The organism is Xanthomonas citri pv. mangiferaeindicae, from assembly GCA_002240395.1.
Lineage (GTDB): Bacteria > Pseudomonadota > Gammaproteobacteria > Xanthomonadales > Xanthomonadaceae > Luteimonas > Luteimonas citri_A.
The window spans coordinates 2,800,036-2,823,531 of record CP016836.1 but is presented as its reverse complement, the minus strand read 5'-3'; the positions used below and the strand labels follow the sequence as shown (position 1 = coordinate 2,823,531).

Below are 23,496 nucleotides of genomic sequence, written 5' to 3'. Positions count from 1 at the left end.
CACCTCCATCGTGGCGATGGGGCCGTCCCCGGATGTGGATGGAGCGGCGGGGTCGTCCCCGCTTCCTGCGCAACATTCTGGCGCAGGCGCTGCCGCGACGGATGACCGCGGCCTGACCCGCCGCCGCCGCGATCGGGCGCGCCGTGATCCGACGCGTCGCCGTCAGTGCGGACCAGTCGCCCGGCTGCGGGCGCTGAGCGTGCGGACGATGCCGAACAGGCTGATTGCGATCCACGCCAGCTGCATCGCCAGCACGGTGACATCGAAGCCGCCGTAGAGCGAAAGCACCACACCGATGGCGCCGAACAGATTCAGCAGCAGATACGGCAGGCCGGCGCCCGACAGCCGCGTGACCTGCAGCAGGAAGTACGCCAGCACGATCAGCGACGCACCGACGATGCCGCACCATTGGTGCCAGAGCAGGTCCATGCCGTTCTCCTCTACGCGGAAACCGATCGCATCATCCGCCCGCCTGCCCCGGCGGGCAAGCACGGCTCAACCCAGGCGCTGACGCACCGCTTCGAACAGCACCACGCCCGAGGCGACCGACACGTTCAGGCTCTCCACGCCGCCCGCGGCATCGGCGCCGGGCATCGGAATGGTCACCAACTGGTCGCAATGCTCGCGGGTGAGCCGGCGCAGACCATCGGCCTCGCCGCCGAGTACCAACGCGACGTTGCCGCGCAGGTCCAGGCCATACAACGAGGCGCTCGCCTCACCGGCCAGACCGTAGATCCACACGCCAAGCTTCTGCAGGTCGCGCAGGCTGCGCGAGAGATTGGTCACGCGCACGACCGGAACATGGTCGGCGGCGCCGGCCGAGGTCTTGCGCACCGTCGCGTTGACCTGGACCGCCTTGTCCTTGGGGATCAGCACCGCGGTGACCCCGGCCGCCGCGGCACTGCGCAGGCAAGCGCCCAGGTTGTGCGGGTCCTGCACGCCGTCGAGCACCAGCAGCAGCGCGCGGCCTTCGGCCGCTTCCACCAGGCTCTCGAGTTCGTTCTCGTCCCAGGTCCGGGCCGCCGCATAGCGCGCGACCGCGCCCTGATGGCGCAGGCCGCCGGCGACGCCGTCGAGCGCCTGCTGCGCGACCCGGCGCACGTCGATGTCGCGCCGGCGCGCGGTGGTCTCGATCTCCACGATCCGCGGGTTCTTGGCGCCCGCCTCGAGCAGCACTTCGCGTACGTTCTCGGCGTCGTGTTCGACGGCCGCGGCGACGGCATTGATGCCGACGATCCACTGGTTCTGTTTGCTGCTCATGCGTCGGGCTTCGGGCTCAGGAGGGCTCAAACGTTTCGGGGCCGAGGCGTGGGCCCCGGCCCCGAAGGGGCGTCCATTCTACCGGTAGGGCGCCTTCTCGCGCTTCGCCGGCTTGCCGCGCGGCGGCGGCGGTTTCGGCTCGCCGGGCTGCGGCGCCCCGTCCTCGACCAGACGGAAGTCGATCTTGCGGTCTTCCAGGCTGGCCTTGAGCACGAGGATGCGCACGCGGTCGCCGAGCCGAAACTCCCGACCGGCGCGCTCGCCGATCAGCATCCGGCGGATGGGGTCGAAGCGGTAGAAATCGTTCGGCAGCTGGGTCACGTGCACCAGGCCGTTGACTTTCGACTGGTCGAGCTCGACAAACAGCCCGAAGCTGGTCACGCCGCTGATGACGCCGTCGAACTGGCCGCCGACATGCTTTTCCATCCACGCCGCGCGGTAACGCTCGTCGACCTCGCGCTCGGCCTCGTCGGCGCGGCGCTCGCGCTCGGAGCATTGCAGCGCCAGGCTTTCCATCATCCGCGGGTGTAGTCGAACTTCGCCAGCGGCTTGCCCGAGAGCACGTGCTTGATCGCGCGATGGACCAGCAGGTCCGGGTAGCGGCGGATCGGCGAGGTGAAGTGGGCGTAGGCCGCGAGCGCCAGGCCGAAGTGGCCCAGATTCTCGGTCGAGTAGACCGCCTGGCTCTGGCTGCGCAGCAGCACCGACTCGAGCAGCGTCGCATCGCTGCGATCGCGGATCTTCTTGAGCAGATTGGTGAAGTCCTTGGGCTGCACCTTTGCCCACGGCGGCATGCGCAGCGCGAACTCCTTCAGGAACTCAAGCAGGTCGGTGTACTTGGACTCCGGCGGCTTGTCGTGCACGCGATACGGCGCCGGGATGCCCGCCTCGAGCAGGAAGCGCGCGGCCTCCACGTTCGCGGCGATCATGCATTCCTCGATCAGCTTGTGCGCGTCGTTGCGCACCAGCATGCCGGCCTGGGTGACCTCGCCGCGGTTGTCGAGCACGAAGCGCACTTCCGAGCTCTCGAACTCGATCGCGCCACGCTTGGCCCGCGCCTTGGCCAGCACACGGAACAACTGATGCAGGTGCTCGATCTGCGGCAGCAGCAGCGCGCCGATCGACGCGCGCGCGTCCTCGTCCTGCTCGCCCACCGCCTTCCACACCTGGTTGTAGGTCAGGCGGGCGTGCGAGTTCATCACCGCCTCGTAGAACTTCGCGCCGCTCACCTCGCCGTCGCGACCGACCTGCATATCGCAGACGAAGCACATCCGATCGACCCGCGGCATCAGCGAGCAGATGCCGTTGGACAGGGTCTCGGGCAGCATCGGCACGACGAAACCGGGGAAGTACACGCTGGTCGCGCGCAGCTGTGCTTCATCGTCGAGCGGCGTGCCCGGCCGTACATAGTTCGAGACATCGGCGATCGCCACCACCAGACGGAAGCCGTCGCGGTTGGGCTCGCAGTACACCGCGTCGTCGAAGTCCTTGGCGTCCTCGCCGTCGATCGTCACCAGCGGCAATGCGCGCAGATCGACGCGGTCGCCAAGCATGCGTTCCTCGACGGTCAGCGGTACCTCGGCGGCTTCGTCGAGCACCGGCTGCGGGAACTCGTGCGGCAGATGGTGGCCGTGAATCGCGGCCTCGACCACCAACGACGGAGTCAGCGCATCGCCCAGCACCGCGAGCACCTTGCCGATCGGCGGTCGGCGCGCGTCGCCGGGGGCGACGATCTCGCAGACGACCAGTTGGCCGTCCTGCGCATCGAGTCGCGCGTCCTGCGGGATCTGCACGTTGCGCTGGATCCGGCGGTCGTCGGGCACCACGAAACTGATGCCCGACTCCATCGAAAACCGGCCGATCAGCCGGGTCGTGCGACGTTCAAGCACTTCGACGATAACGCCGGCGCGGCGGCCGCGCGCATCGACGTTGGTCAGGCTGGCCATCGCGCGATCGCCATGCATGACCTTGCGCATCTCGGCCGGTGGCAGGAACAGGTCGTCGCCGCTTCCGCTGTCGGGGCGCAGGAAGCCGAAGCCTTCCGGGTTGGCGATCACCGTGCCGGGGATCAGGTCCAGCCGCTTGGCCGGCACCAGCCCGCCGCGGCGGTTCTGCAGCAACTGGCCCTCGCGCAGCATCGCGGCGAGCCGCTTGCCGAGCGCGTCGAAGCGCTCCGGATCGGTCAGATCGAGCGCCTGCGCCAGTTCGGTCGCGGTCTGCGGCCCGGGGGCGTCGGCGAGCAGTTGCAGGATCGCCTCGCGGCTGGCGATCGGATTGGCGTAGCGGGCCGCTTCGCGGTTGGCGTGCGGATCGTCGATCCGGCCGTCACGCGGCGCGGGCGAGCGTGGCGCAGGCGAAGCGGATGCGGCAGGCGCGGCGGACGGGCGCGCACCGGAGCGCGCACCGGAGCGCAGCGCACGCTGCAGACCGGGATCGGGCATCCAGGGCGGCAGTGGGGCTGCCGGCTTGCCGCTGCGGGAGGAGCCGCCGGCCTCGCCGCGCTTGGCGGCCGGGGCGGGACGTTCGGAATCGCGGCGACTGCCGCGCTTGCTGGGAGGTTTTGCCATTACCGGCATGGTACACCCGGCGCTGCGAGGCCCGTGTCGAGAGCGGTTGGCGCACCCTGCAGGTCGCCGCCCTCCTATCGCAATTCAGGGCCAGGACGACGTACCGAGCCCCAAAGCGTGCCCCTTGTTCCAGCGGGCCACTGTGCCCACCCGAAGTCGGGTTGCGAAGATCCGCACAGCGGACTGACGGCCGGTGACCGCGTCGCGCGCCGCTCGCAAAACCAGGGGCAGAGTGCAATTCGCGAGGCGAAATTGCACTCTGACCCCGGTTTTGGACCCCGGTTTTGCGAGGGCTCGCGCCCGAGTCAAGCCGAGGCGAGCATGGCATTGCGCATTTGGAAAATGCGCCCACAAAAAAACCCGCGCTTGGCGGGTTCGTTGTCGCAGTCGGTAAGGCTGCGTGACCTGGTGCCCAGGAGAGGACTCGAACCTCCACGGAGTTGCCCCCGCTAGCACCTGAAGCTAGTGCGTCTACCAATTCCGCCACCTGGGCAGGTCAGACGCGCATTTTGCGGTGCGCGTGCGCGGCTGTCAACGCGCCGTGTCGACCTGTTCGCCAAGGGCATCAGGCGCGCGGTGCATCGTCGGCGTGCAACGCATCCTCTTCCTGCTGCTCGCGATCGAGTGAGGCCTGCACCATCGCCTCGCTGACCCGGAACTCGGCACCGATAGGCGAGACCTGCACCACCGGCTCGAACGGCGCGGCCGGCAGCGGTGCCGGCGACGTGCTGCGTCGCCACAGAAACACGCAGGCCAACAACAGATTGAGCACCAGGAACGACCAGAACAGCCCCTGCGCGCCGACCCGGTTCATGACCGGCGCGATGACCAGCGGGCTGAGTGCGGCGCCGACGGAGTTGACCAGCAGCAGGCCCTGGATCAGCCGCACCAACTCGTCGGACGCGGCGCGGTCGGCCGAATGGCTGACCGCGACCGGATAGATCGCAAACACCCCGCCGCCGAGCAGGAACAGCAAGGCCGCCAGCAACCAGCGCGCGTCGGGTAGCCACAGGATCGCCAGCGCCAGTACCGCGCACGCCAGGCTGAGCACCAGCAACACCACCTGCCGGTTCTGCCGGTCCGACCAGCGGCCGACCGGGTACTGCAGCACCATCGCGCCGAGGATCGTGCAGGCCATCAACTGGCCGACTTCGGCCACGTCCATGCCCACGCGCTGCAAGTAGATCGGCAGCAGGGTGTAGATCGCCGCGATCGCCACGCCCGAGCCGAAACAGCCGAGCACGCCCGAGGGCGTCACCCGCAGCAGATCGCGCGGCGTCAGTGGTTCGATCGCCCCGGTTTCGGGCGAAACCCGCGGCAGGATCACCACCGGCAACACCGACAGCGAGCCGAGCATGCCGGCGACCATGAACGGCGCCATCGCCCCCCAGCCGTCGATGATCCCCAACTGCAACTGGCCGAGCATGCCCGAGCCGTACAGCGCGATCATGTAGATCGCGAGCAGGCGCCCGCGCATGCGCGAATCGCCCGCGAGCAGCAACCAGCTCTCGACCACCAGGAAGATGCCGACGATCGCCCAGCCGTTGATCAGCCGGAACACGAACCAGGCCCAGGGATCGAACACCAGCCCCTGCAGCAGGAATGTCACCGCCGTCAGCGAGGCAAAGCTGCTGTAGGCCCGGATGTGCCCGATCCGTGCGATCAGCCGATCGCTGAACATCGCGCCCAGCGCCAGACCGACGAAGTACGACGAGGACACGATGCCGATCATCGTGTCCGACACGCCCGCTGCGTCCAGCCGCAACGCCGTCAGCGACGAGACGAAGCCGTTGCCCAAGCAGACGATGAACAGTCCCAGCAGGGGGCCCAGCACCAGCTTCAGCAAATCTCGGGACACGACGCGCGCGCTCCTGTCCGCGGGCGCCGGGACCGTGCGGACCGGTCGGCAGAACGATCGCCGTCGGACACGCCCGGCGCGTGTCGCGACGCCATTCCCGGCCATGGCCGCTGGCGCGGGTCAGGAACGGCAGGGACAAAAAAACCCGCACTTGGCGGGTTCGTTGTCGCAGTCGGTAAGGCTGCGATGACCTGGTGCCCAGGAGAGGACTCGAACCTCCACGGAGTTGCCCCCGCTAGCACCTGAAGCTAGTGCGTCTACCAATTCCGCCACCTGGGCAGGTCAGGGCGCGTATGTTGTCGATCCGCGCACGGCTTGTCAACGCGTTTGCGAGCGGCGTTCGAGCGCGATCGCGCAGCCCCGGGGCGAGGCGCACGCGGAAGGTCGGCTTGCAACGGCTTCCGGCAGTCATCGTGCACGCGAACGGCGCTGCACGCACCGGCGACATGGCCGCCGCTACACCACGGTTGTGGAGGTGCCGTCGCGCGCCGCCGGCCACGCGCCCTCCCCCCGGCCACAGGACTACCCGATGGCGCCGCGACAGCCACCGATGGATGCCCAAGCCAGGCACGCCGCCTGGCTGCACGACCTGCGCAATGCGGCCAATGGCGTCGGCATCGCGCTGGAGATGATCGAGCTGTTGCTCCAACACGACGATCGCCCGGCCGTCGTCCGCAGTCTTGCGCGCGCGCAGCGTGGCTGCGCGCACCTGCTCGCCCTGGTGCGCGCGCCGATCGAAGACGAATCAGACGCGTCGTTGTAGCCGTCGCAGCGCTGCCGGGCCGGCGTGACGGCTCAGCCGGCGTCGCGTGTGGACTTGCGCAGGCCACGTGCAGCGCCCACATCGCCCCGCGGCGGGGCGCCGTCGACCGCACCGGGCTGCACCGCCGGATCGTTGTGGTCGTCCTGGTCGCGCTTGGCGGGCGACTCGCCGGGCGCGCGCGGCCCGTCCGGCGCGCGGTCGCGCTCGAGCGGCCCGCGCCGGCCATCATTCGATTCGTCACGGCCCATGATTGGCCTCCGTCGGCAGGAGCCGCCATCGTCGGGCAGGTGGTGCGATGGCAGGTGACATACGCGCCCCCGACGCCGCCGCAGGCTGCAATTGCTGCGCAGGCTCAGGCCTGCGGTTGGCGCTTGGCGAGGACGTCGCGCATCGCCGCCGCCAGCGCATCCATCGACAGCGGCTTGCTCAGGTGCGCGTCGAACCCCGAGGCGCTCGCCTCCTGGATGTCGCTGGGTCGGGCATAGCCGCTCAGCGCCACCAGCGCGAGCCGGTCGGCGCCGGCCAGCGCGCGCGCCTTGCGGGCGAAGGCGTAGCCGTCCATGCCATCCATGCCGATGTCCGACAGCACGACATCGAAGGCCTGCGCCCCCAGCCGTTCGAGCGCCTGGGCGGCATCGTGGCAGACCACGATCGAGGCGCCCTGCAGTTCCAGCAACTGCGCTAGCCCGTCGGCTGTGCCGACATCGTCGTCGACGACCAGGATCCGCAGTCCGTCCCAGCGCATCGCATCATGTCGACCGTCCGATTCCCCCGGCCCGAACAGCGGATAGGTGAAACGCGGCAGCCACAAGGTGAACGTGGCGCCACGTCCGGGGCCGTCGGAATGGGCTTCGATCCGGCCGCCGTGCAGGTCCACGAGCTGGCGTACCAACGACAGCCCGATGCCCAGGCCGCCGCGCCGACCGACTGCGCGACCGGTACCCTGCCCGAACAGGTCGAAGATCCGCGGCAGCGACTGCGCATCGATGCCCTGCCCGGTGTCCTGCACGCACAGGCGCACGTAGTTTTCCTCGACCCCGACCACCAGCGAGATCCGCCCGCCCTGCGGGGTGAACTTGATCGCGTTGCTGAGCAGGTTCCAGACGATCTGCTCGATCCGCGACGCATCGCCGCGCACCATGATCGGCGCGTCGGGGATCTGCATCCGGAACTCGATGCCCACCGACGCCGAATCGAGCCGCGCGACCTCCACCAGTTCGGTGACGACCATGCCCACGTCGACCGGCTCGGGCTTGAGTGCGAGCTTGCCGGTGCGGATGCGCGACATGTCGAGCAGATCGTCGATGATCTTGGTCTGGCTGCGGATGGCACGCCGCACGGTCTCGATCGAGGCGATCGCGCTCGACGACTCGCGCACGCCCGGCAGCCGGGCCATCAATTCGGTGTTGACGCTGATCAGGTTCAGCGGATTCTTCAGCTCGTGCGACATCACCGCCAGGAACTCGTCGCGCAAGGTGACCGAGGCCTCGGCCTCGTAGCGCCCCGCCCAGGACCGCGCGCCCCCCTTGCGCCTGGCGCCGAGCAGCAACACGTAGGCGACGACCTCGTCCTGCGCGCGGATCGCCGAGAGCGCAAGCCGGCATTGGGTGCGGTCGCCGCGGCGGTTGCGGTACCAGCGCAAGCCCTCGACCGCCATGCCGGCGCCGGCCTGCGCGAAGTCATGCTCGGGCTGCCCGCTATCGCGTTCCTCCTCGCCGTAGAGCGCGTCGACCCGCATGCCCAGCAGTTCGCGCTCGCCGTAACCCAGCAGATCGACGACGCCGCCACTGGCGGAGATCACCTGCCGCTGGCCGTCGGCGACCAGGACCGCGACATCGGTCGGCGCCAGGACACTGGCGTCGGCCTGGCCGCGACGTTCGCCGGACGGGCGCAGGCTGGTGGTGTCGACGAAGGTCAGCACCGCGCCATCGATCCGGTTCTCGGCCGTACGGTACGGCACCACGCGCGCGACGAACCACTTGCCGTCGGTGCTGCGGATCTCGCGTTCGATCAGTTGCAGGGTCTCGAATGCGTTGCCGGCATCGTCGGCCAGTTCGGGATACTCCAGCCGATGGGTGATGTCGAGCAGACAGCGGCCGACATCGCCGGGGATGATGTTGAAGATCAATTCGGCCTTGGGCGTGTAGCGCTTGATGCGCAGCCCGGCATCGACGAACACGGTAGCGATGTCGGTGGAACTGATGAAGTTCTGCAGGTCGTCGTTGATCTTCGCCGTTTCCTCGACCTTGGACTTCAGTTCGTGGTTGACGGTGATCAGTTCCTCGTTGACCGACTGCAACTCCTCCTTGCTGGTCTCCAGTTCCTCGGTCGCCGAGCGCAGTTCTTCGTTGATCGATTGCAGTTCCTCGTTGGAGGCCTTGAGCTCCTCGTTGGAGGCCTCGGATTGTTCGATCGTGGCCTGCAGCCGGTCGCGGGTGCGCTGCAGTTCCTGCTCCAGGTGCAGCAAAGCCCCACCGTCGTCGGCCCGCCGATCGTCTACGGGCGACGGCGCCTGGGCCGCATCGCGTTCGTCGAACATGACCAGCAGGAAATCCGCGCCGGCGGTCTGGTCGCGGAACGGTTGCGCGGACAGACACAGCTGCCGCGCCGGCGAATCGCCTGTCTCGCCCGCGTCGAGCCGCACCATCGTCTCGGCCCGGCCGTTGCTGTGCAGGGCCTGGTAGAAGGTCGTACGCAGGTCCAGGCGCAGCGCCGGGTCGATCACCGCCATCAAGTTGCTGCTGGGCTCGCCGCCCGCAAATCGCAGGTAGCGGCCCGCGCCGGGCGACATGTGCAGGATATTGGAGTCGGCATCGACGATCAGGCTCGGCGGCGCATAGGCCTCGAGCACACGCTGATGCACGTCGGCGAACGAGAACTCCTTGCGGCGGGTCCGTGGCGGCGCTTCCTGCAACGGGCCGGCCTCGACCACCCGCGAGGGCGGCATCGCCAACGGACGCGTGCCACGGGCCTGGGCCCGCGCGCGGAAGATCCGGTTGCGCTTGTCCACGACCTCGAAGTACTGCGCCGCCGCGTCTGCCGATTCGGAACTGCCCAGAAACAGCAGCCCACCAGGACGCAGCGCGAAGTGGAACATCTCCAGAAGACGCATCTGGATGTCGCGATCGAGATAGATCAGCAGATTGCGGCAGCTGATCAGATCCACGCGCGAGAACGGCGGATCGCGCAGCGCGTTGTGCAGCGCGAACAGCACCCGGTCGCGAATCGCCTTGTTGACCCGGTAGCGGTTCTGTTCCTTGGAGAAGAACTGCCGCAACCGCGCCGGCGGCACGTCGGTCAGGATCGCCTCGGGGTAGAGACCCGTCCGGCCGGTCGCGATCGCGTGTTCGTCGATATCGCTGGCAAAGACCTGGAAGCCGCGCGGCGATACCAGGCTGTCGGCATGGTCGGCCAGCAGGATCGCGATCGAGTAGGCCTCCTCGCCGGTGGCACAGCCGGGCACCCAGACCCGTGGCCCGCTTTCGCGATCGTCGAACAGGCCGGGCACCACGTCGCGCTCGAGCGCTTCGAAGGCCTCGCGATCGCGGAAGAAGTTGGTCACGCCGATCAGCATGTCGTCGAGCAGCGCCCGCGGCTCGTCGATGTCCCGGCGCAGGTGCTCGCAATAGGCCGACAGGTCGCTCAGCAGGCTGACCTGCATGCGCCGCTCGATCCGACGCAGCACGGTGGCGCGCTTGTAGTGGCGGAAATCGTGCCCGGTGCGGCTGTGCAGGATCTCCAGAATGTCGCGGATCGCCCGCTCGGGCGCCTCGCCGGTGGCCGGCGCCGTCTCCAGAATGTGCTCGGCCTGCGGCTCGGGCCGCGGCAATTGGATCCGGCTGGCATTGCGCCACAGTTCCACCAGCTTGCCCGGGATCTCGACCGCCGGCAGCACGAAATCCACCCGGCCGCTGGCGATCGCGCTGCGCGGCATGTCCTCGTACTCGGCGTCCTCTGGCAGTTGTGCGATCGCCACCCCACCCTGCTCCTTAAGGCGGGCCAGGCCAACGGTGCCGTCGCTGCCGGTGCCCGAGAGCACGATGCCGACCGCCCGGTCCATGTGCGCATCGGCCAGGGTGCGGAAGAACCGGTCGATCGCGATATGCCGCCCGGGCGGCCGGTCGACGTCGCTTACCCGCAAGTAGCCGTCGTTCATCGTCAGCGACTTGGCCGGCGAGATCACATAGACGTGGTTGGGCTCGATCGGGGTCGGCGCGTTGACCTGGATCACCGGCATCCGCGTGCAACGCTGCAGCACCTGATCGGCCTGGCTCTCGTGCCGCGGCGATAGATGCAGGATGACCACGTAGGCCATGCCACCGGTCGCCGGCGCCTGCTCGAACAGGCGGCGCAACGCGACCAGGCCGCCGGCCGAGGCGCCGATGCCCACCACCGGAAAGCTCAAGTGGCTGCGCAATGCCGCGTCCTGCCCGTACGGCACGCCGGTGTAGCGGTCGGTCATCGTGAATCACGCGGGGTCGTCATGACCGGCATCATGCGCTGCCACAGCGGTCAAAATCCAACACACGGCCGCGACGCGGCCATCGCCATGCGGCGCCTGTGAGGCGCCTGCGGACCGTTACAGCCCGGCGGTGGCGCGCAGCGTCGCCAAGTCGACCAGATCGATACGACGCGGATCGTCGAAGGCGAGCGCGCCGGCTTGGCGCAGTTTGGTGAAGCTGCGGCTGACGGTCTCGATCGTCAGTCCGAGGTGGTCGGCGATGTCGGCGCGGGTCATCGGCAAATCGACACGATCGACGCGGCCGCCGCGGCGCTGCTGGCGCTCGGCCATGTCGACCAGGAAGCCTGCCAGCCGTTCGCTCGGGCCCAACCGGCCCAGCAGCATCAGGCTGGCGCGGGTCGCGTCGAGCTCGGTGCAGGCCTGCGCGAGCATGCCGGCCTCGAGCTCGGGATAGCGTTCGCACAGCCGGCGCATGTTCTGCATGGGGAACACGCACAGCACGCACTCGGTGATCGCCTCGATCGTGTGCTTGTAGTGCGCGGCGCTGCTGAAGCCGATGAAATCGCCTTCCATCAGGAACCCGGCGACCAGCCGGCGGCCGTCGGGCAGCAGCCGGACCCGGCGCAGCATGCCGCGGGTCACGGTGTAGACGTCCCGACGCGGGCCGCCCTCGTGGACCAGCGTGGCGCCGGCTGGGAGCACGACTTCGCCGGCCGCGGCCTCCAGGGCATGGGTCTCGGAGGCCGGCAGTGCGGCGCAGACCGCCAGATGCCGGCTCAGGCAGGCTTCGCAGCCCGAGTGGGAGGCGCGTCGGGGCGAGCCCGACAGCGGATGGCGGGCGCCAGAGGAGGCGGGGTCGGAGACTCCGCGCGCGCGCAGCTTGGTATCCATGGGACCGCATCATAGCGCGACCGGGCGCAATTCCTGTATCTGGCCCCGTTCGGCCCAGGCAACGGGGCGGCTCGTCCCCTGCGACCGGCACCCGCTAGAATCGCCGGCTCCCCCGCAGCCGCAGTTCCGATGACCGAGTCCGTCCGCCCCGCCTTCCATGGCTTCGAGCAGCTGCCGCTGCGCGAGTTCGCCGAGCGTGCCTATCTCGACTACTCGATGTACGTGGTGCTCGACCGTGCGCTGCCGTTCATCGGCGATGGTCTCAAGCCGGTGCAGCGCCGCATCGTCTACGCGATGAGCGAGCTGGGCCTGGGCGCGGCCGCCAAGCCCAAGAAATCCGCGCGCACCGTCGGCGATGTGATCGGCAAGTACCACCCGCATGGCGACAGCGCCTGCTACGAGGCGCTGGTGCTGATGGCCCAGCCGTTCTCGTACCGCTACCCGCTGATCGACGGCCAGGGCAACTTCGGCTCCAGCGACGATCCCAAATCGTTCGCGGCAATGCGCTACACCGAGTCCAAGCTGACCCCGATCGCCGAGATGCTGCTCTCCGAGCTCGGCCACGGCACGGTCGACTGGGCGGACAATTTCGACGGCACACTCGAAGAGCCCTCCTGGCTGCCCGCGCGGCTGCCACATCTGCTGCTCAACGGCACCACCGGCATCGCGGTCGGCATGGCCACCGATGTGCCGCCGCACAACCTGGGCGAGATCGTCAGCGCCTGCGTGCGCCTGATCGACGACCCCGATGCCAGCGTGCGCGACCTGTGCGAGCACGTGCGCGGGCCCGACTATCCGACCAGCGCCGAGATCATCACCCCGGCGTCCGACCTGCTGCAGATGTACGAGACCGGCCACGGCAGCGTGCGTGCCCGCGCGACGTTCGAGAAGGAACACGCGAACATCGTCATCACCGCCCTGCCTTACCAGGTCTCGCCGTCGAAGGTGATCGAGCAGATCGCAGCCCAGATGCGCGCCAAGAAGCTGCCGTGGCTGGAGGACATCCGCGACGAGTCCGACCACGCCAACCCGGTGCGCGTGGTGCTGGTGCCGCGGTCGAACCGGGTCGATGCCGAGCAGCTGATGGGCCACCTGTTCGCGACCACGGACCTGGAAAAGAGCTACCGGGTCAACCTCAACGTCATCGGGCTCGACGGCAAGCCGCAGGTCAAGAACCTCAAGGCGCTGCTGAGCGAATGGCTGCAGTTCCGCACCGACACCGTCACCCGCCGGCTGACCCACCGGCTGGAGAAGGTGGAGCGCCGCCTGCACCTGCTCGATGGCCTGTTGATCGCGTTCCTGAACCTCGACGAGGTGATCCGCATCATCCGCACCGAGGATGAGCCGCGCCCGGTGCTGCAGGCGCGCTTTGGCCTGAGCGACGAGCAGGTCGACTACATCCTCGAGACCCGTCTGCGCCAGTTGGCGCGGCTGGAAGAAATGAAGATCCGCGGCGAACAGGCCGAGCTGGAGGCCGAACGCGATCGCCTGATCGCCACGCTCGACAGCAAGGCCAAGCTGCGCAAGCTGATCAAGGACGAGTTGCTGGCCGACGCCAAGAAGTTCGGCGACGCCCGCCGCTCGCCGCTGGTCGTGCGCGGCAGCGCGCAGGCACTGGCCGAGACCGACCTGGTGCCCAGCGAGCCAGTGACGATCGTCGTCAGCGAGAAGGGGTGGGTGCGCGCGGCCAAGGGGCACGATGTCGACCCGGCCGGGCTGTCGTACCGCGAGGGAGACCGCCTGCTGGCGTTCGCACGCGGACGCAGCACGCAGCAGGTCGCCTTCCTCGACTCGAACGGCCGCAGCTATTCGACGATCGCCCACTCGCTGCCGTCGGCGCGCGGCAACGGCGAGCCGTTGACCGGCCGTTTCTCGCCGGCCGCGGGCGCCGCGTTCCAGACGATCGCTACCGGCGACAACGACAGCCGCTTCGTCGTTGCGTCCTCGCACGGTTACGGCTTCGTGACCCGGTTCGAAAACCTCACCGGCCGCAACAAGGCCGGCAAGGCGATGCTCTCGCTCTCGCCGGGCGCGGCCGTGCTGCAGCCGGCGGCAGTCCGCGACGCCCAGGCCGACCGGCTGGTGGTGGTCACCAGCGCCGGCCACCTGCTCGCGTTCCCGGTCGCCGAGCTGCCGGAACTCGACAAGGGCAAAGGCAACAAGATCATCGAGATTCCCAAGGCCAAGCGCGGGACCGAGCAGGTCGTGGCGCTGGCCGTGGTGTCGCCGGGCGGCGCATTGCTGGTGCAGTCGGGCGCGCGCACGATGACCCTGGCGTTCAAGGACCTCGACGCCTACATCGGCGCGCGTGCCAGCCGCGGCGGCCTGCTGCCGCGCGGCTGGCAGAAGGTCGAGGGCCTGTCGGTGGAGTGACGGCCTGCGCCGTCGCCCCTGCCGTCGATTTTTCTCGGAGATCGGCATGCATCCGGAGTTCTGGCACGAGCGCTGGCGCACGCAGCGCATCGGTTTCCACCGCGACGCTCCGCTGCCGCTGCTGATCGCGCACTGGCCGGCCCTGCGCCTGCCGGCCGGCGCCCGCGTCTTCGTGCCGTTGTGCGGCAAGTCGCTGGACATGGTCTGGCTGGCCGAACAGGGCCATCGCGTGCTCGGAGTCGAGCTCTCCGAACTGGCCGTGCGTGCGTTCTTCGACGGGTGCGGGCTGACGCCGCAGGTCCACGAGTCCGCTGCAGGCCGGCACTACACCGCCGGCCCGTACGAGCTGATCGTCGGCGATGCCTTCGCACTCGATGCGGCCATCCTGGCCGATTGCGCGGCGGTCTACGACCGGGCAGCGATGATCGCGCTGCCGTCCGACCTGCGCGCGACCTACGCCGCGACCGCGTGGCACCGGTTGCCGGCCGGTTGCCGCGGGCTGCTGGTCACGCTGACGTACCCGCAGCATGAGAAAGCCGGCCCCCCCTTCTCGGTCGACGCCGATGCGGTGCATGCGCTGCTCGATACCGATTGGCACGTGGGCCTGGTCGAGCACCGCGACATCCTCGCCAGCGAGCCGGATTTCGGCACGACCGCGCTGTCGACCGCGGTCTGGCAGGTCGCGCGCCGCGACTGACGCGCAGCGCCGCGCGCATGCGTGAGCTTCAGCCCGCGCCGGCGTGCGTGCCTTCCGCGTCGCCCATGCGGCTTTGCTGGTAGTTCTGCAGGCCGATCATCTCGATCAGGCGCAGCTGCTTCTCCAGCCAGTAGGTGTGGTCTTCCTCGGTGTCGGAGAGCTGGGTCACCAGCACCTGGCGGCTGACGAAATCTCCATGGCGCTCGCACAGCGCGATGCCCTGGGCGAGGTGGTCGCGCACCGCGTACTCGAGCGCGAGGTCCTTGCGCAGCATCTCCTCGACCGTGCGGCCAGGCTCGAACGCCTCGGGCCGCATGTCCGGATCGCCCTCCAGGAACAGGATGCGGCGCAGCAGCGCATCGGCGTGCTGGGTCTCCTCCTCCATCTCGTGATTGATCCGCGCATAGAGCTGGTGCAGGCCCAGGTCCTCGTAGCGGCGCGAATGGATGAAGTACTGGTCGCGTGCGGCAAGCTCGCCGCGCAGCAGGAACTTCAGGTAGTCGACGACTTCGGGATGGCCTTTCATCGGGGGGCTCGCAGGTCCGGGAATGGGCGCAGTATGCCCAGTCGGCCGCGACGATGATCGGATGCAAATGCATGCATTTCGCATTCTCAGGGCCAGCCACGTAGACTCGCCCGCCCCTCCGCCTCCCGACCCGCGCAGATGAAGATCGGTATCGACTTCGGCACCAGCTACTCGGCCGCCGCCGCGCGCATCGGCGACCGCCTCGAACACATCCGCTTCGGCGGGCAGGCGCAGTTCCGCACCGCGGTGTATTTCCCGCGCGCCGTGCCCGACGTGGCCGACTTCGCACTGACCGACGCGATGGAGGCGCAGGTCGCCGAGATCGTGCGCGACCTCAAGGCCGCGCAGACCCGCGCCGGCACCGCGGCACGCAGTGAGGCGCAGCTGCGCGGCGACGCGGTGCGCATCGTGCGCAGGCAATGGATGGAACAGCAGATGCGCGAAGCCGAGACCTCGGTCGCCGATCTGCAGGACGCGGTGTTCGGCGAAGAAGCGATCGAACGCTACCTCGAGGACGGCACCGGCAACCTGGTGCAGTCGCCCAAGTCGATGCTCGGCTTCAATCTGCATCCGCGCGCCCGCGCCACCATCGCCGGCATCGCCGCGCACATCCTCGAGCACATCCGGCTCACCGCGAGCCGGCAGCTGGGCACCGTCGTGCGCGAGGCGACACTGGGCCGGCCGGTGCGCTTCCGCAGCTCGATGGGCGAGGCCGGCGGCGAGCAGGCGATTGCGATCCTGCGCGAGGCCGCCGGCATCGCCGGCTTCGACACCGTGCACTTCCTCGAAGAACCGGCCGCGGCCGCACTGCATCACCACGCGATCAGCCCACAGCGCCAGACCACGCTGGTCGTCGACATCGGCGGCGGCACCACCGACATCGCGCTGGCGAGCATCGGCGGCCACGATGCGCCGCAGGTGCACCGCGCCTGGGGCATCGCCAATGGCGGCACCGACGTCGACATCGCGCTGAGCCTGGCCCGCGCGATGCCGCTGTTCGGCAAGGGCGTCACGCGTACGCCGGTGCACCACTTCGTCGAGGCCGCGACCGTGCAGGACCTGCCGCGCCAGCGCGAGTTCCACCGCCACGATTACCGCGACGTCGTGGCGCCGTACGGCCCGCGCCTGCAGGCGCTGCAGGACGAGGGCGGCACCACCCGGCTCTACCGCGGCATCGAGGCCATGAAGGTCCGGCTCAGCGACGACGCCACGGCCGTGCAGCCGCTCGACTTCATCGAGCCGGGCCTGTCGGTGGACGCCGCCCGCGCCGATCTCGAGGCCGCCGCCGCGCGCTTCCTCGACCAGATCGGCGGACTGCTCGACGAGGTCCGCAACGACCTGCCGCAACCGCCCGACACGCTGTTCCTGACCGGCGGCATGTCCGGCGCGCCCTATGTGCAGGCCGCCGCGCGGGCGCGGTTCCCGCAGGCCCGGGTCGTCCGCGGCGACCCGTCGCTGGGCGTGGTCTCGGGTCTGGCCGAGCACGCGTCCAACACGCCCGCCGCGGGCTGAGCGCCGCGGCGCGCCCGCCCCTCACGCGCGGAACCTGAAACAATCGGGCGGCGGCAGGCGGCCGCGACGGGGGGAGCTCGGCAATGCGCAACCGGTGGCGCGCTTGGAGCCTGCGGGCGCTGCTGGCACTGGCAGTCGTTGCGCTGGCGATCGCCACGATGCTGTGGTGGCAGCTGCGCGGCAGCCTGCCGGACCTGGCGGGCACGCGGACGCTGCCCGGGCTTGAGGCGCGGGCGACGATCCAGCGCGACGCCTTGGGCACGGTGACGATCACCGCCGACAGCGAGACCGACGCGATGCGCGCGCTGGGCTGGGTGCATGCCCAGGAGCGTTACTTCGAGATGGATCTGATGCGGCGCCTGCCCGCGGGCGAACTCTCGGCGCTGTTCGGCGAGCGCGCGCTCGACACCGATCGTCGCCATCGCCTGCACCGCATGCGTGCCCGCGTCAACGCCACACTGACCGAGGCCGCCGGCGAGCGTATGCCGCAGCTGCGCGCCTACGCCGAGGGCGCGAACGCTGGACTGGCCGCATTGCGGGCCCGACCGTGGCCGTATCTGCTGCTGCGCCAGCAGCCGGCGCCCTGGACGCCGGCCGATTCGGCGCTGGTCGGCTTCTCGATGTACTTCGACTTGCAGGATTCCAGCAACGCACGCGAACTGGCGATGCATCGGCTCCGCCCGCACCTACCACCCGCGTTGCTTGCACTGGTGGCCCACGACGGCAGCCGCTGGGATGCCCCACTGGAGGGCGCAGCGCGCGGCGATGCGCCCTTGCCGGACGCCGACGTGGTGGATCTGCGCCGCTTGGACGTGACGGATGGGGGCGCCGCCGGCGCGCGATCCGCGGCGATGTCCTCGCAGGCCCCCACTCCACCGCTTGCGCCGCAAGCGGTTCCCCGCTCCCCCACGGTGCGGGGGAGAGACGATGGCGGGCCGCCTGCGGCGGCCGATCTTGCCGTGGGAAGCAACAACTTCGCGGTCGGCAGTGCACTGACCGCCGACGGCCGCGCATTGGTCGCCGACGACATGCATCTAGGCCTGCGCGCGCCCAACCTGTGGTTCCGTGCGCGGTTGCGCTATCCCGATGCCCGCGCGCCGGGCGGCCGCGTCGACATCACCGGTTTCACGCTGCCGGGCCTGCCTGCCGTCATCGTCGGCAGCAACGGACACATCGCCTGGGGCTTCACCAACAGCTACGTCGACACGCTGGACTGGCAACGCATCGTGCCCTGCGACGCGTCTGCTTCACCGGCGCCCGGCTGCACGCCGCTGCGGCGCCATGCCGAAACCATCGCCATCGCCGGTCGCGCGGCTGAGGTGCTGACCGTGGACGACAGCGACTGGGGACCGGTCGTCCATCGCAAGGCCGACGGCAGCGCGCTGGCGCTGCGCTGGACCGCGCACCTGCCCGGCGCCCTGAACTTCGGCCTGGCGGACTTCGCTCATGCACGCGATCTCGATGACGCACTCGCGATCGCCGACCGCACCGCGACCCCGACCCAGAACCTGGTGATCGGCGATCTGCACGGCGCGGTGGCCTGGCGCCTGCTCGGACCGGTCCCGGTGCGTGCGTCCGGCTGCGATGGCGCGACGGTCTCCCGTTCCCCGGATCTCGACGGTACAGCAAGCGACACTGGCAACATCTGTGCACCGTGGCCGATCGCCACCGATGTGTCACCGCGCGTCCGCTCGCCCGACGCGATGCGGCTGTGGACCGCGAACAGCTGCGTCGTCGACGGCGCGGACTTCGCCCGGCTCGGCGATGGCGGTGCGGCCCTGGGCATCCGCGCCTGGCAGATCCGCCAAGGGCTCGATACCCGCAACCGCTTCAGCGAGCGCGACCTGCTCGCGATCCAGCTCGACGACCGCGCACTGCTGCTGACGCAGTGGCAGGCCCTGCTCGTCCGCGCAGCCGACGCGGCCGGTGCCGACGCCACCGCGCTGCGCGCCCTTGCCGACGCAAGCCGTGACTGGCGCGGCCGCGCCGCCATCGATTCGGTCGCGTACCGCATCGTCCGCGCATGGCGGCTGGCGGTCCATGCACGCATCGCCGACGGCCTGGTCGCACCCGCACGCGCAACCGCCGGCGACGCGATCGCCTGGCCGGACCCGCCGAACTTCGAAGGCGTGGTCTGGCCGCTGGTGTCCCAGCGCCCCGAGCACCTGCTGCCGCGCCGTTTCGCCTGCACGCCGCAGACCCAGCAGGGGCGCTGCGCGCCGGTCGCCGATGGCTGGACCGCGTTGCTGGAGGATGCCGCGCGCGAGGTCCGCGACACGCTGCAGGCCGAGGGACCCTTGGCGCAACGGACCTGGGGCGAGCACAACACCGCGGCGATCTGTCACCCGCTCGCGGCCGCGATCCCGCTCATCGGCCGGCGCGCGCTGTGCATGCCGGCACAGCCACTGCCCGGCGACGGCACCGTGCCGCGCGTGCAGGCCCCGGCGTTCGGTGCCTCGCAGCGCATGGTGGTCGCGCCCGGGCACGAAGCCGACGGCATCGCGCACATGCCCGGCGGCCAGAGCGGCCATCCCCTGTCACCGTTCTGGGGCGCCGGCCATGACGACTGGGTGCAGGGCCGCGCCTCGCCGTTCCTGCCGGGCCCGGCCACGCACGTGCTGCAGTTGCAGCCCGCACACCGCGCGGCGCCATCCGACGCGGCGCGCCGCGACTAGCGGTCCAGCGCCCCCTGCCAATGGGTGCCGTAGAGCCCGGCGGCCATCTTCTCCGCCGGGCGCGCACGGAACACTGCGCTGATCCGCGGTCCGACCGGACGCGTCGTCTTCGCGATCCCGTGCTCGTGGGTCAGCTGCGAGGCATGGCTCATCGCCAGCACGCTGCCGGGCGCGAGTTCGATCGCGATCGCCTTGCCACGCCCGGCCTTCGTGCGGATCGACATCCGCCGCGCGGCGCCCAGGGACAGCAACGCAATCGGCTGGCCGGGGACCAGCGTATGCAACTTATCGTGGTGCATGGCCACGCTGTCGCGGCCGTCGCGGTAGAAATTGAGCCCGACCGCGGTGTACGGCGCAGGCACCAAGCTCTGCACCAAACGGCCCATCTCCGGCAGCGGCAACCCGGGCGGCAGGGCATCGAGCCGGTAGGACGCCAGCAATCGCGGGACCGCGACCACGCGGTCATACATCGGCCGATGCTGGGTCTCCCAGTGCGCCCCGTCACGCAGCGCCTCGAACCACGCCGCCGCGGTCGCCGGATCGACCGCATCGGCCCAGTAGCGGATGCCGCCCTCGTCGTCGTCGACGAGGATCCGCGGCGCGGCGCTCGGGAACAGGTCCATCGCACCCAGATGGGGCCGCCGGACTTGCCGGGCAAGCCGTCTCCGACCACCCGGCCGACGATCGCACCGGATCCAGCGCCATGCGACATCGCATCCGCCCGATCCCCGACGCCGTGCCGGCGCGCCATCGTCGATGCACCGGGTCCAAGCGCATCCCGCCGATAGGCGAGCAGGCGCCCCCACCGGTCCCATCGACCCGGAGCATCGCCATGCCAGCCATCGTCACCTGGAACACGGGCAACCCCCGCCGTGGCCGAGCGCCAGGTCCGTGACGCACTGCCGCACCCGTGTCGCAAGGCCGCCAACGCCATTGCATCGGAACTGTGACTGCCTGTGCAGTTCGGCCATTTCGATGGCCAATCGCTCCGCCACCGATTGACCCGGGCCCGACGCGTGCGCAGGGTCTAGGCACGATCGAACGCAGGAGGCGGTCGCATGCCACGTCGCATGCCATGGATCTGGTTGGGCTTGCTGGGCGCCTGCGCGCTGGTGGCGGTGCTTGCCTGGCAGAACCGCGAACTGCGTGAGGAGCGGCGCTGGTTCGTGACGCGCACCACCGAACCTTATCTGGGCATGTACGTGCCGCAGGTCGAAGCGACCACGCTCGACGGCGCTGCGCACGTGCTCGGCGCGCCGTCCGGCGCGTTCCAGGTGCTGTACTTCTTCACCCCGACCTGCCCCTACTCGCGGCGCTCGCTGCCGCGCGTGGCCGAGGCCGCGCGGCGCATCGCCCAGGCGCACGGTCCGGACGTCGAGGTACTGGGCGTGTGCCACTGCACGCAGGCGCAGGCGCGCGCCTATGCGGACACCCATCGCCTGCCGTTTGCGGTGACCACGCTGACCGACCGGCGCCACGTGATGCTGTTCCGCGCGCGCAACGTGCCCGCGCTGCTCGCGCTCGATCGCGACGGCCGGGTGCGTTACGCGCGCGTGGGCACCTTCGATACCAAGGAGCGGATGCAGGACCTTCTGGCCGCGCTGCAACGCAGGGATGCGTCGCCAGCCCTGGCCACTGTCGAGGAGCGATGACATGACACGGTATTGGAAGACGATGCGCAACGCCGCGGCTGCTGCCCTGTTCGTGGGCTGCATGGGCTTCGGTGCGATGCAGGCAATGGCCGACGACGGCGAGGACCGCGAGGCCTCGTGTAGCGCATGGGCCTGCGCGCAGGAATGCGCGCCGTTCGGCGGGCAGCTCGGGCCCGGCGGCCCCGGCCAGCCGCTGCAGTGCTACTGCTGCGGCTGAGTGCGGACACGCCCGGTGCCGGCCAACGCCGGCGCCGGGCACGCGCTGCGGTCGCGCGCGCTCAGTCGCGCAGTTCGATCACGTCGAAATCGACCACCGGATCGACATCCGCGTCGTAGTCGACGTCGTCGTGCTCGAAGCCGAACAGCTTCAGGAACTCGTGCTTGTAGCCCGCGTAATCGGTCAGCGCGGTCAGGTTCTCGGTCGTGACCTGCGGCCACAACGCTTTGCACTGCGCCTGCACGTCGTCGCGCAGCTCCCAGTCGTCCAGACGCAGACGGTGTTCGTCGTCGAGCTCGGCCGGCGCGCCATCGGCGCGGTACATGCGCTCGCGGAACAGACGGTCGAGCTGGTCGAGCGTGCCTTCGTGCAGGCCGAGTTCCTTCATGACCTTGAAGACGATCGCGATGTACAGCGGCAGCACCGGAATCGCAGCACTGGCCTGCGTGACCACCGACTTGAGCACGGCGACGTTGGCGCTGCCGCCGGTGGGCTTGAGCTGGGCATCGAGCCGGCGCGCCGTCGCATCGAGATCGGCCTTGGCCCGGCCCAGCGCCCCATGCCAGTAGATCGGCCAGGTGATCTCGGTGCCGATGTAGCTGAAGGCGACCGTCTTCGCGCCATCGGCGAGCACCCCGGCATCGCGCAGCGCGTCGATCCACAACTGCCAGTCCTGACCGCCCATGACAGTCACCGTGTCCTCGATCTCCTGCTCGGTCGCCGGTTCGACGGTCGCCTGGATCACCTGGTCCTTGTTGGTGTCGATCGCGGTCGAGGTGTAGGCCTCGCCGATCGGCTTGAGCGCCGAGCGCTTGAGCTCGCCGGTGTCGGGCAGCTTGCGCACCGGCGAGGCCAGCGAATAGACCACCAGGTCCACCTGACCGCCCATCTCGTCGCGGATCAGCGCGATCGCCTGTTCGCGCGCGGCGTCGGAGAACGCGTCGCCGTTGATCGAGCGGCTATAGAGACCGGCCTGCTTGGCGGCCTGGTCGAACGCCGCGGCGTTGTACCAGCCGGCGGTGCCGGGCTTCTTCTCGGTGCCGGGCTTTTCGAAGAATACGCCCAGCGTGTCGGCGCCGAAGCCGAAGGCCGCGCTGATGCGCGCCGCCAGTCCGTAACCGCTCGATGCACCGATCACCAGCACCTTCTTCGGGCCGTCGTCGCGCACACCGCGCGCTTGCGTCGCCTCGATCTGGTCGCGCACGTTGTTGGCGCATCCGGTGGGGTGCGTGGTGGTGCAGATGAAGCCGCGGACCTTGGGATGGATGATCACTGTGCTGCCCGGTTGTCGTGGAAATCGGGCGTCAGTTTAAGGCGTGGCGCGGTCCCGGTCCCGTACGGGGGGCAATGGTCTGCGGCGGCGCGCACGCCTGCATCGTGGCAATGCGATTGACAGCACGCCGGTCGCCAGCTGAACTGGGCGCCCCGGGCGCAACTGCGCTCTGCTGCGGACCCCACTCCCGATGTCTTCGCGCTGGCTCGACTCCCCTACCCGATATGGCCTGATCACCCGTCTGCTGCACTGGGGCATGGCAGCGCTGTTTGCGTGGCAGTTCCTCGGCATGGGCGTGAAGCTGGCGCTCGGGCGCCATGCCCTGACCGCGTTCCTGGTCGGCACCCACAAGCCGGTCGGCACGCTGCTGATGCTGCTGATTCTCGCGCGCGGCGTCTGGGGGCTGTCGCAATGGCGGCGCCGGCCGCCGCACCCGCCGACCTGGGTCGGCCGCGCGGCGCTGGCCGGGCATGCGGCACTGTACGCACTGATGGCCTGGGTGCCGACGGTCGCGTTGCTGCGCGAATACGGCTCGGGCAAGGGCTTTGCGCCCTGGGGCATCCCGCTGTTCCCGGCCACCGGCGTGGAACAGGCCACGTTGATGGCACCTGCGAACCTGTCCCACGGCGTACTCGCCTGGACGCTGCTCGTCCTGGTCGTCGGCCACGTGCTGATGGTCGCGCTGCACCACCTGCTCTGGCGCGACACCACGCTCGCACGGATGGCCGGGCGGCTGTAGCGGGGGCGGCGCTGCCCATCTGCCCCCCGGT

At 69.8% G+C, this 23,496-nt stretch carries 17 protein-coding genes, 2 tRNA genes and 1 pseudogene; 8 read left to right on the top strand and 12 right to left on the bottom strand.

Going from position 1 to position 23,496, the window contains the following annotated elements; genetic code table 11:
* Window positions 1–162: 162 nt before the first annotated feature.
* From BEN78_12240 to BEN78_12215, 6 genes and pseudogenes are all read right to left on the bottom strand, one after another.
* A complete protein-coding gene (locus BEN78_12240) occupies window positions 163–429 on the bottom strand; it encodes a hypothetical protein (GenBank protein ID ASR44025.1) in 267 nt (88 codons plus the stop codon).
* A 66-nt stretch (window positions 430–495) separates the two neighbouring features.
* Window positions 496–1,260: a 23S rRNA (guanosine(2251)-2'-O)-methyltransferase RlmB gene (locus BEN78_12235; GenBank protein ASR44024.1), complete on the bottom strand. Its 765-nt coding sequence runs from the start codon at window positions 1,258–1,260 to the stop codon at window positions 496–498.
* A gap of 78 nt (window positions 1,261–1,338) precedes the next feature.
* Window positions 1,339–3,827 (bottom strand): annotated as a pseudogene (locus BEN78_12230) (ribonuclease R).
* Window positions 3,828–4,233: 406 nt separating this feature from the next.
* A tRNA-Leu gene (locus BEN78_12225) sits at window positions 4,234–4,320 on the bottom strand.
* Window positions 4,321–4,392: 72 nt separating this feature from the next.
* Complete coding sequence (locus BEN78_12220) at window positions 4,393–5,685, bottom strand: MFS transporter (protein ID ASR44023.1); 1,293 nt, start codon at window positions 5,683–5,685, stop codon at window positions 4,393–4,395.
* 192 nt (window positions 5,686–5,877) lie between these two features.
* Window positions 5,878–5,964: transfer RNA gene (locus BEN78_12215), tRNA-Leu, on the bottom strand.
* A gap of 271 nt (window positions 5,965–6,235) precedes the next feature.
* Between BEN78_12215 and BEN78_12210 the strand changes: the two genes are divergently transcribed.
* Window positions 6,236–6,448 carry a hypothetical protein gene (locus BEN78_12210; protein ASR44022.1) on the top strand — a complete coding sequence of 71 codons (213 nt, stop codon included), beginning with the start codon at window positions 6,236–6,238 and terminating at the stop codon, window positions 6,446–6,448.
* A gap of 32 nt (window positions 6,449–6,480) precedes the next feature.
* Here the strand turns inward: BEN78_12210 and BEN78_12205 are convergent, their stop codons facing one another.
* The 3 genes from BEN78_12205 to BEN78_12195 all read right to left on the bottom strand — a co-directional run bounded on the left by BEN78_12205 (window position 6,481) and on the right by BEN78_12195 (window position 11,801).
* The gene (locus BEN78_12205; GenBank protein ID ASR44021.1) at window positions 6,481–6,696 is read right to left on the bottom strand and encodes a hypothetical protein; all 216 of its coding nucleotides are present in this window, start codon (window positions 6,694–6,696) and stop codon (window positions 6,481–6,483) included.
* A gap of 104 nt (window positions 6,697–6,800) precedes the next feature.
* On the bottom strand, window positions 6,801–10,910 hold the full coding sequence (locus tag BEN78_12200; GenBank protein ASR44020.1) for a hypothetical protein: 4,110 nt from the start codon (window positions 10,908–10,910) through the stop codon (window positions 6,801–6,803).
* Between the two features lie 117 nt (window positions 10,911–11,027).
* Window positions 11,028–11,801, bottom strand: coding sequence for a hypothetical protein (locus tag BEN78_12195; GenBank protein ASR44019.1), 774 nt, complete (start codon window positions 11,799–11,801; stop codon window positions 11,028–11,030).
* Window positions 11,802–11,930: 129 nt separating this feature from the next.
* On the opposite strand from BEN78_12195, the gene BEN78_12190 reads away from it, so the two are divergent.
* Entirely contained in the window at window positions 11,931–14,174 is a 2,244-nt protein-coding gene (locus tag BEN78_12190; GenBank protein ASR44018.1) for a DNA topoisomerase IV subunit A, read from the top strand.
* A gap of 46 nt (window positions 14,175–14,220) precedes the next feature.
* The gene (locus tag BEN78_12185) at window positions 14,221–14,871 is read left to right on the top strand and encodes a thiopurine S-methyltransferase (GenBank protein ASR44017.1); all 651 of its coding nucleotides are present in this window, start codon (window positions 14,221–14,223) and stop codon (window positions 14,869–14,871) included.
* Window positions 14,872–14,899: 28 nt separating this feature from the next.
* On the opposite strand, the gene BEN78_12180 is transcribed toward BEN78_12185, so the two are convergent.
* On the bottom strand, window positions 14,900–15,397 hold the full coding sequence (locus BEN78_12180; protein ASR44016.1) for a bacterioferritin: 498 nt from the start codon (window positions 15,395–15,397) through the stop codon (window positions 14,900–14,902).
* Between the two features lie 138 nt (window positions 15,398–15,535).
* Between BEN78_12180 and BEN78_12175 the strand changes: the two genes are divergently transcribed.
* Together BEN78_12175 and BEN78_12170 are read left to right on the top strand one after the other, a co-directional pair.
* A complete protein-coding gene (locus tag BEN78_12175; protein ID ASR44015.1) occupies window positions 15,536–16,909 on the top strand; it encodes a heat-shock protein Hsp70 in 1,374 nt (457 codons plus the stop codon).
* Between the two features lie 83 nt (window positions 16,910–16,992).
* On the top strand, window positions 16,993–19,584 hold the full coding sequence (locus BEN78_12170) for a penicillin acylase (GenBank protein ID ASR44014.1): 2,592 nt from the start codon (window positions 16,993–16,995) through the stop codon (window positions 19,582–19,584).
* On the opposite strand, the gene BEN78_12165 is transcribed toward BEN78_12170, so the two are convergent.
* Window positions 19,581–20,207, bottom strand: a complete 627-nt coding sequence (locus BEN78_12165) for a DNA-3-methyladenine glycosylase (protein ASR44013.1) — start codon at window positions 20,205–20,207, stop codon at window positions 19,581–19,583. The genes BEN78_12170 and BEN78_12165 overlap by 4 nt on opposite strands.
* Before the next feature lie 435 nt (window positions 20,208–20,642).
* On the opposite strand from BEN78_12165, the gene BEN78_12160 reads away from it, so the two are divergent.
* The gene (locus BEN78_12160) at window positions 20,643–21,236 is read left to right on the top strand and encodes a cytochrome C biogenesis protein (protein ASR44012.1); all 594 of its coding nucleotides are present in this window, start codon (window positions 20,643–20,645) and stop codon (window positions 21,234–21,236) included.
* A 1-nt stretch (window position 21,237) separates the two neighbouring features.
* Window positions 21,238–21,453, top strand: a complete 216-nt coding sequence (locus BEN78_12155) for a hypothetical protein (GenBank protein ASR44011.1) — start codon at window positions 21,238–21,240, stop codon at window positions 21,451–21,453.
* Between the two features lie 61 nt (window positions 21,454–21,514).
* Here BEN78_12155 and BEN78_12150 read toward each other — a convergent pair whose 3' ends face one another.
* Entirely contained in the window at window positions 21,515–22,726 is a 1,212-nt protein-coding gene (locus tag BEN78_12150) for a trans-2-enoyl-CoA reductase (protein ID ASR44010.1), read from the bottom strand.
* Window positions 22,727–22,916: 190 nt separating this feature from the next.
* On the opposite strand from BEN78_12150, the gene BEN78_12145 reads away from it, so the two are divergent.
* Entirely contained in the window at window positions 22,917–23,465 is a 549-nt protein-coding gene (locus tag BEN78_12145) for a cytochrome B (GenBank protein ID ASR44009.1), read from the top strand.
* Window positions 23,466–23,496: the final 31 nt, after the last annotated feature.

Coding starts and splice junctions, on each gene's coding strand:
- BEN78_12240 (ASR44025.1), bottom strand. CDS start 429: ATGGACCTGCTCTGGCACCAATGGTGCGGCATCGTCGGTGCGTCGCTG.
- BEN78_12235 (ASR44024.1), bottom strand. CDS start 1,260: ATGAGCAGCAAACAGAACCAGTGGATCGTCGGCATCAATGCCGTCGCC.
- BEN78_12210 (ASR44022.1), top strand. CDS start 6,236: ATGGATGCCCAAGCCAGGCACGCCGCCTGGCTGCACGACCTGCGCAAT.
- BEN78_12205 (ASR44021.1), bottom strand. CDS start 6,696: ATGGGCCGTGACGAATCGAATGATGGCCGGCGCGGGCCGCTCGAGCGC.
- BEN78_12200 (ASR44020.1), bottom strand. CDS start 10,910: ATGACCGACCGCTACACCGGCGTGCCGTACGGGCAGGACGCGGCATTG.
- BEN78_12195 (ASR44019.1), bottom strand. CDS start 11,801: ATGGATACCAAGCTGCGCGCGCGCGGAGTCTCCGACCCCGCCTCCTCT.
- BEN78_12190 (ASR44018.1), top strand. CDS start 11,931: ATGACCGAGTCCGTCCGCCCCGCCTTCCATGGCTTCGAGCAGCTGCCG.
- BEN78_12185 (ASR44017.1), top strand. CDS start 14,221: ATGCATCCGGAGTTCTGGCACGAGCGCTGGCGCACGCAGCGCATCGGT.
- BEN78_12180 (ASR44016.1), bottom strand. CDS start 15,397: ATGAAAGGCCATCCCGAAGTCGTCGACTACCTGAAGTTCCTGCTGCGC.
- BEN78_12175 (ASR44015.1), top strand. CDS start 15,536: ATGAAGATCGGTATCGACTTCGGCACCAGCTACTCGGCCGCCGCCGCG.
- BEN78_12170 (ASR44014.1), top strand. CDS start 16,993: ATGCGCAACCGGTGGCGCGCTTGGAGCCTGCGGGCGCTGCTGGCACTG.
- BEN78_12165 (ASR44013.1), bottom strand. CDS start 20,207: ATGGACCTGTTCCCGAGCGCCGCGCCGCGGATCCTCGTCGACGACGAC.
- BEN78_12160 (ASR44012.1), top strand. CDS start 20,643: ATGCCACGTCGCATGCCATGGATCTGGTTGGGCTTGCTGGGCGCCTGC.
- BEN78_12155 (ASR44011.1), top strand. CDS start 21,238: ATGACACGGTATTGGAAGACGATGCGCAACGCCGCGGCTGCTGCCCTG.
- BEN78_12145 (ASR44009.1), top strand. CDS start 22,917: ATGTCTTCGCGCTGGCTCGACTCCCCTACCCGATATGGCCTGATCACC.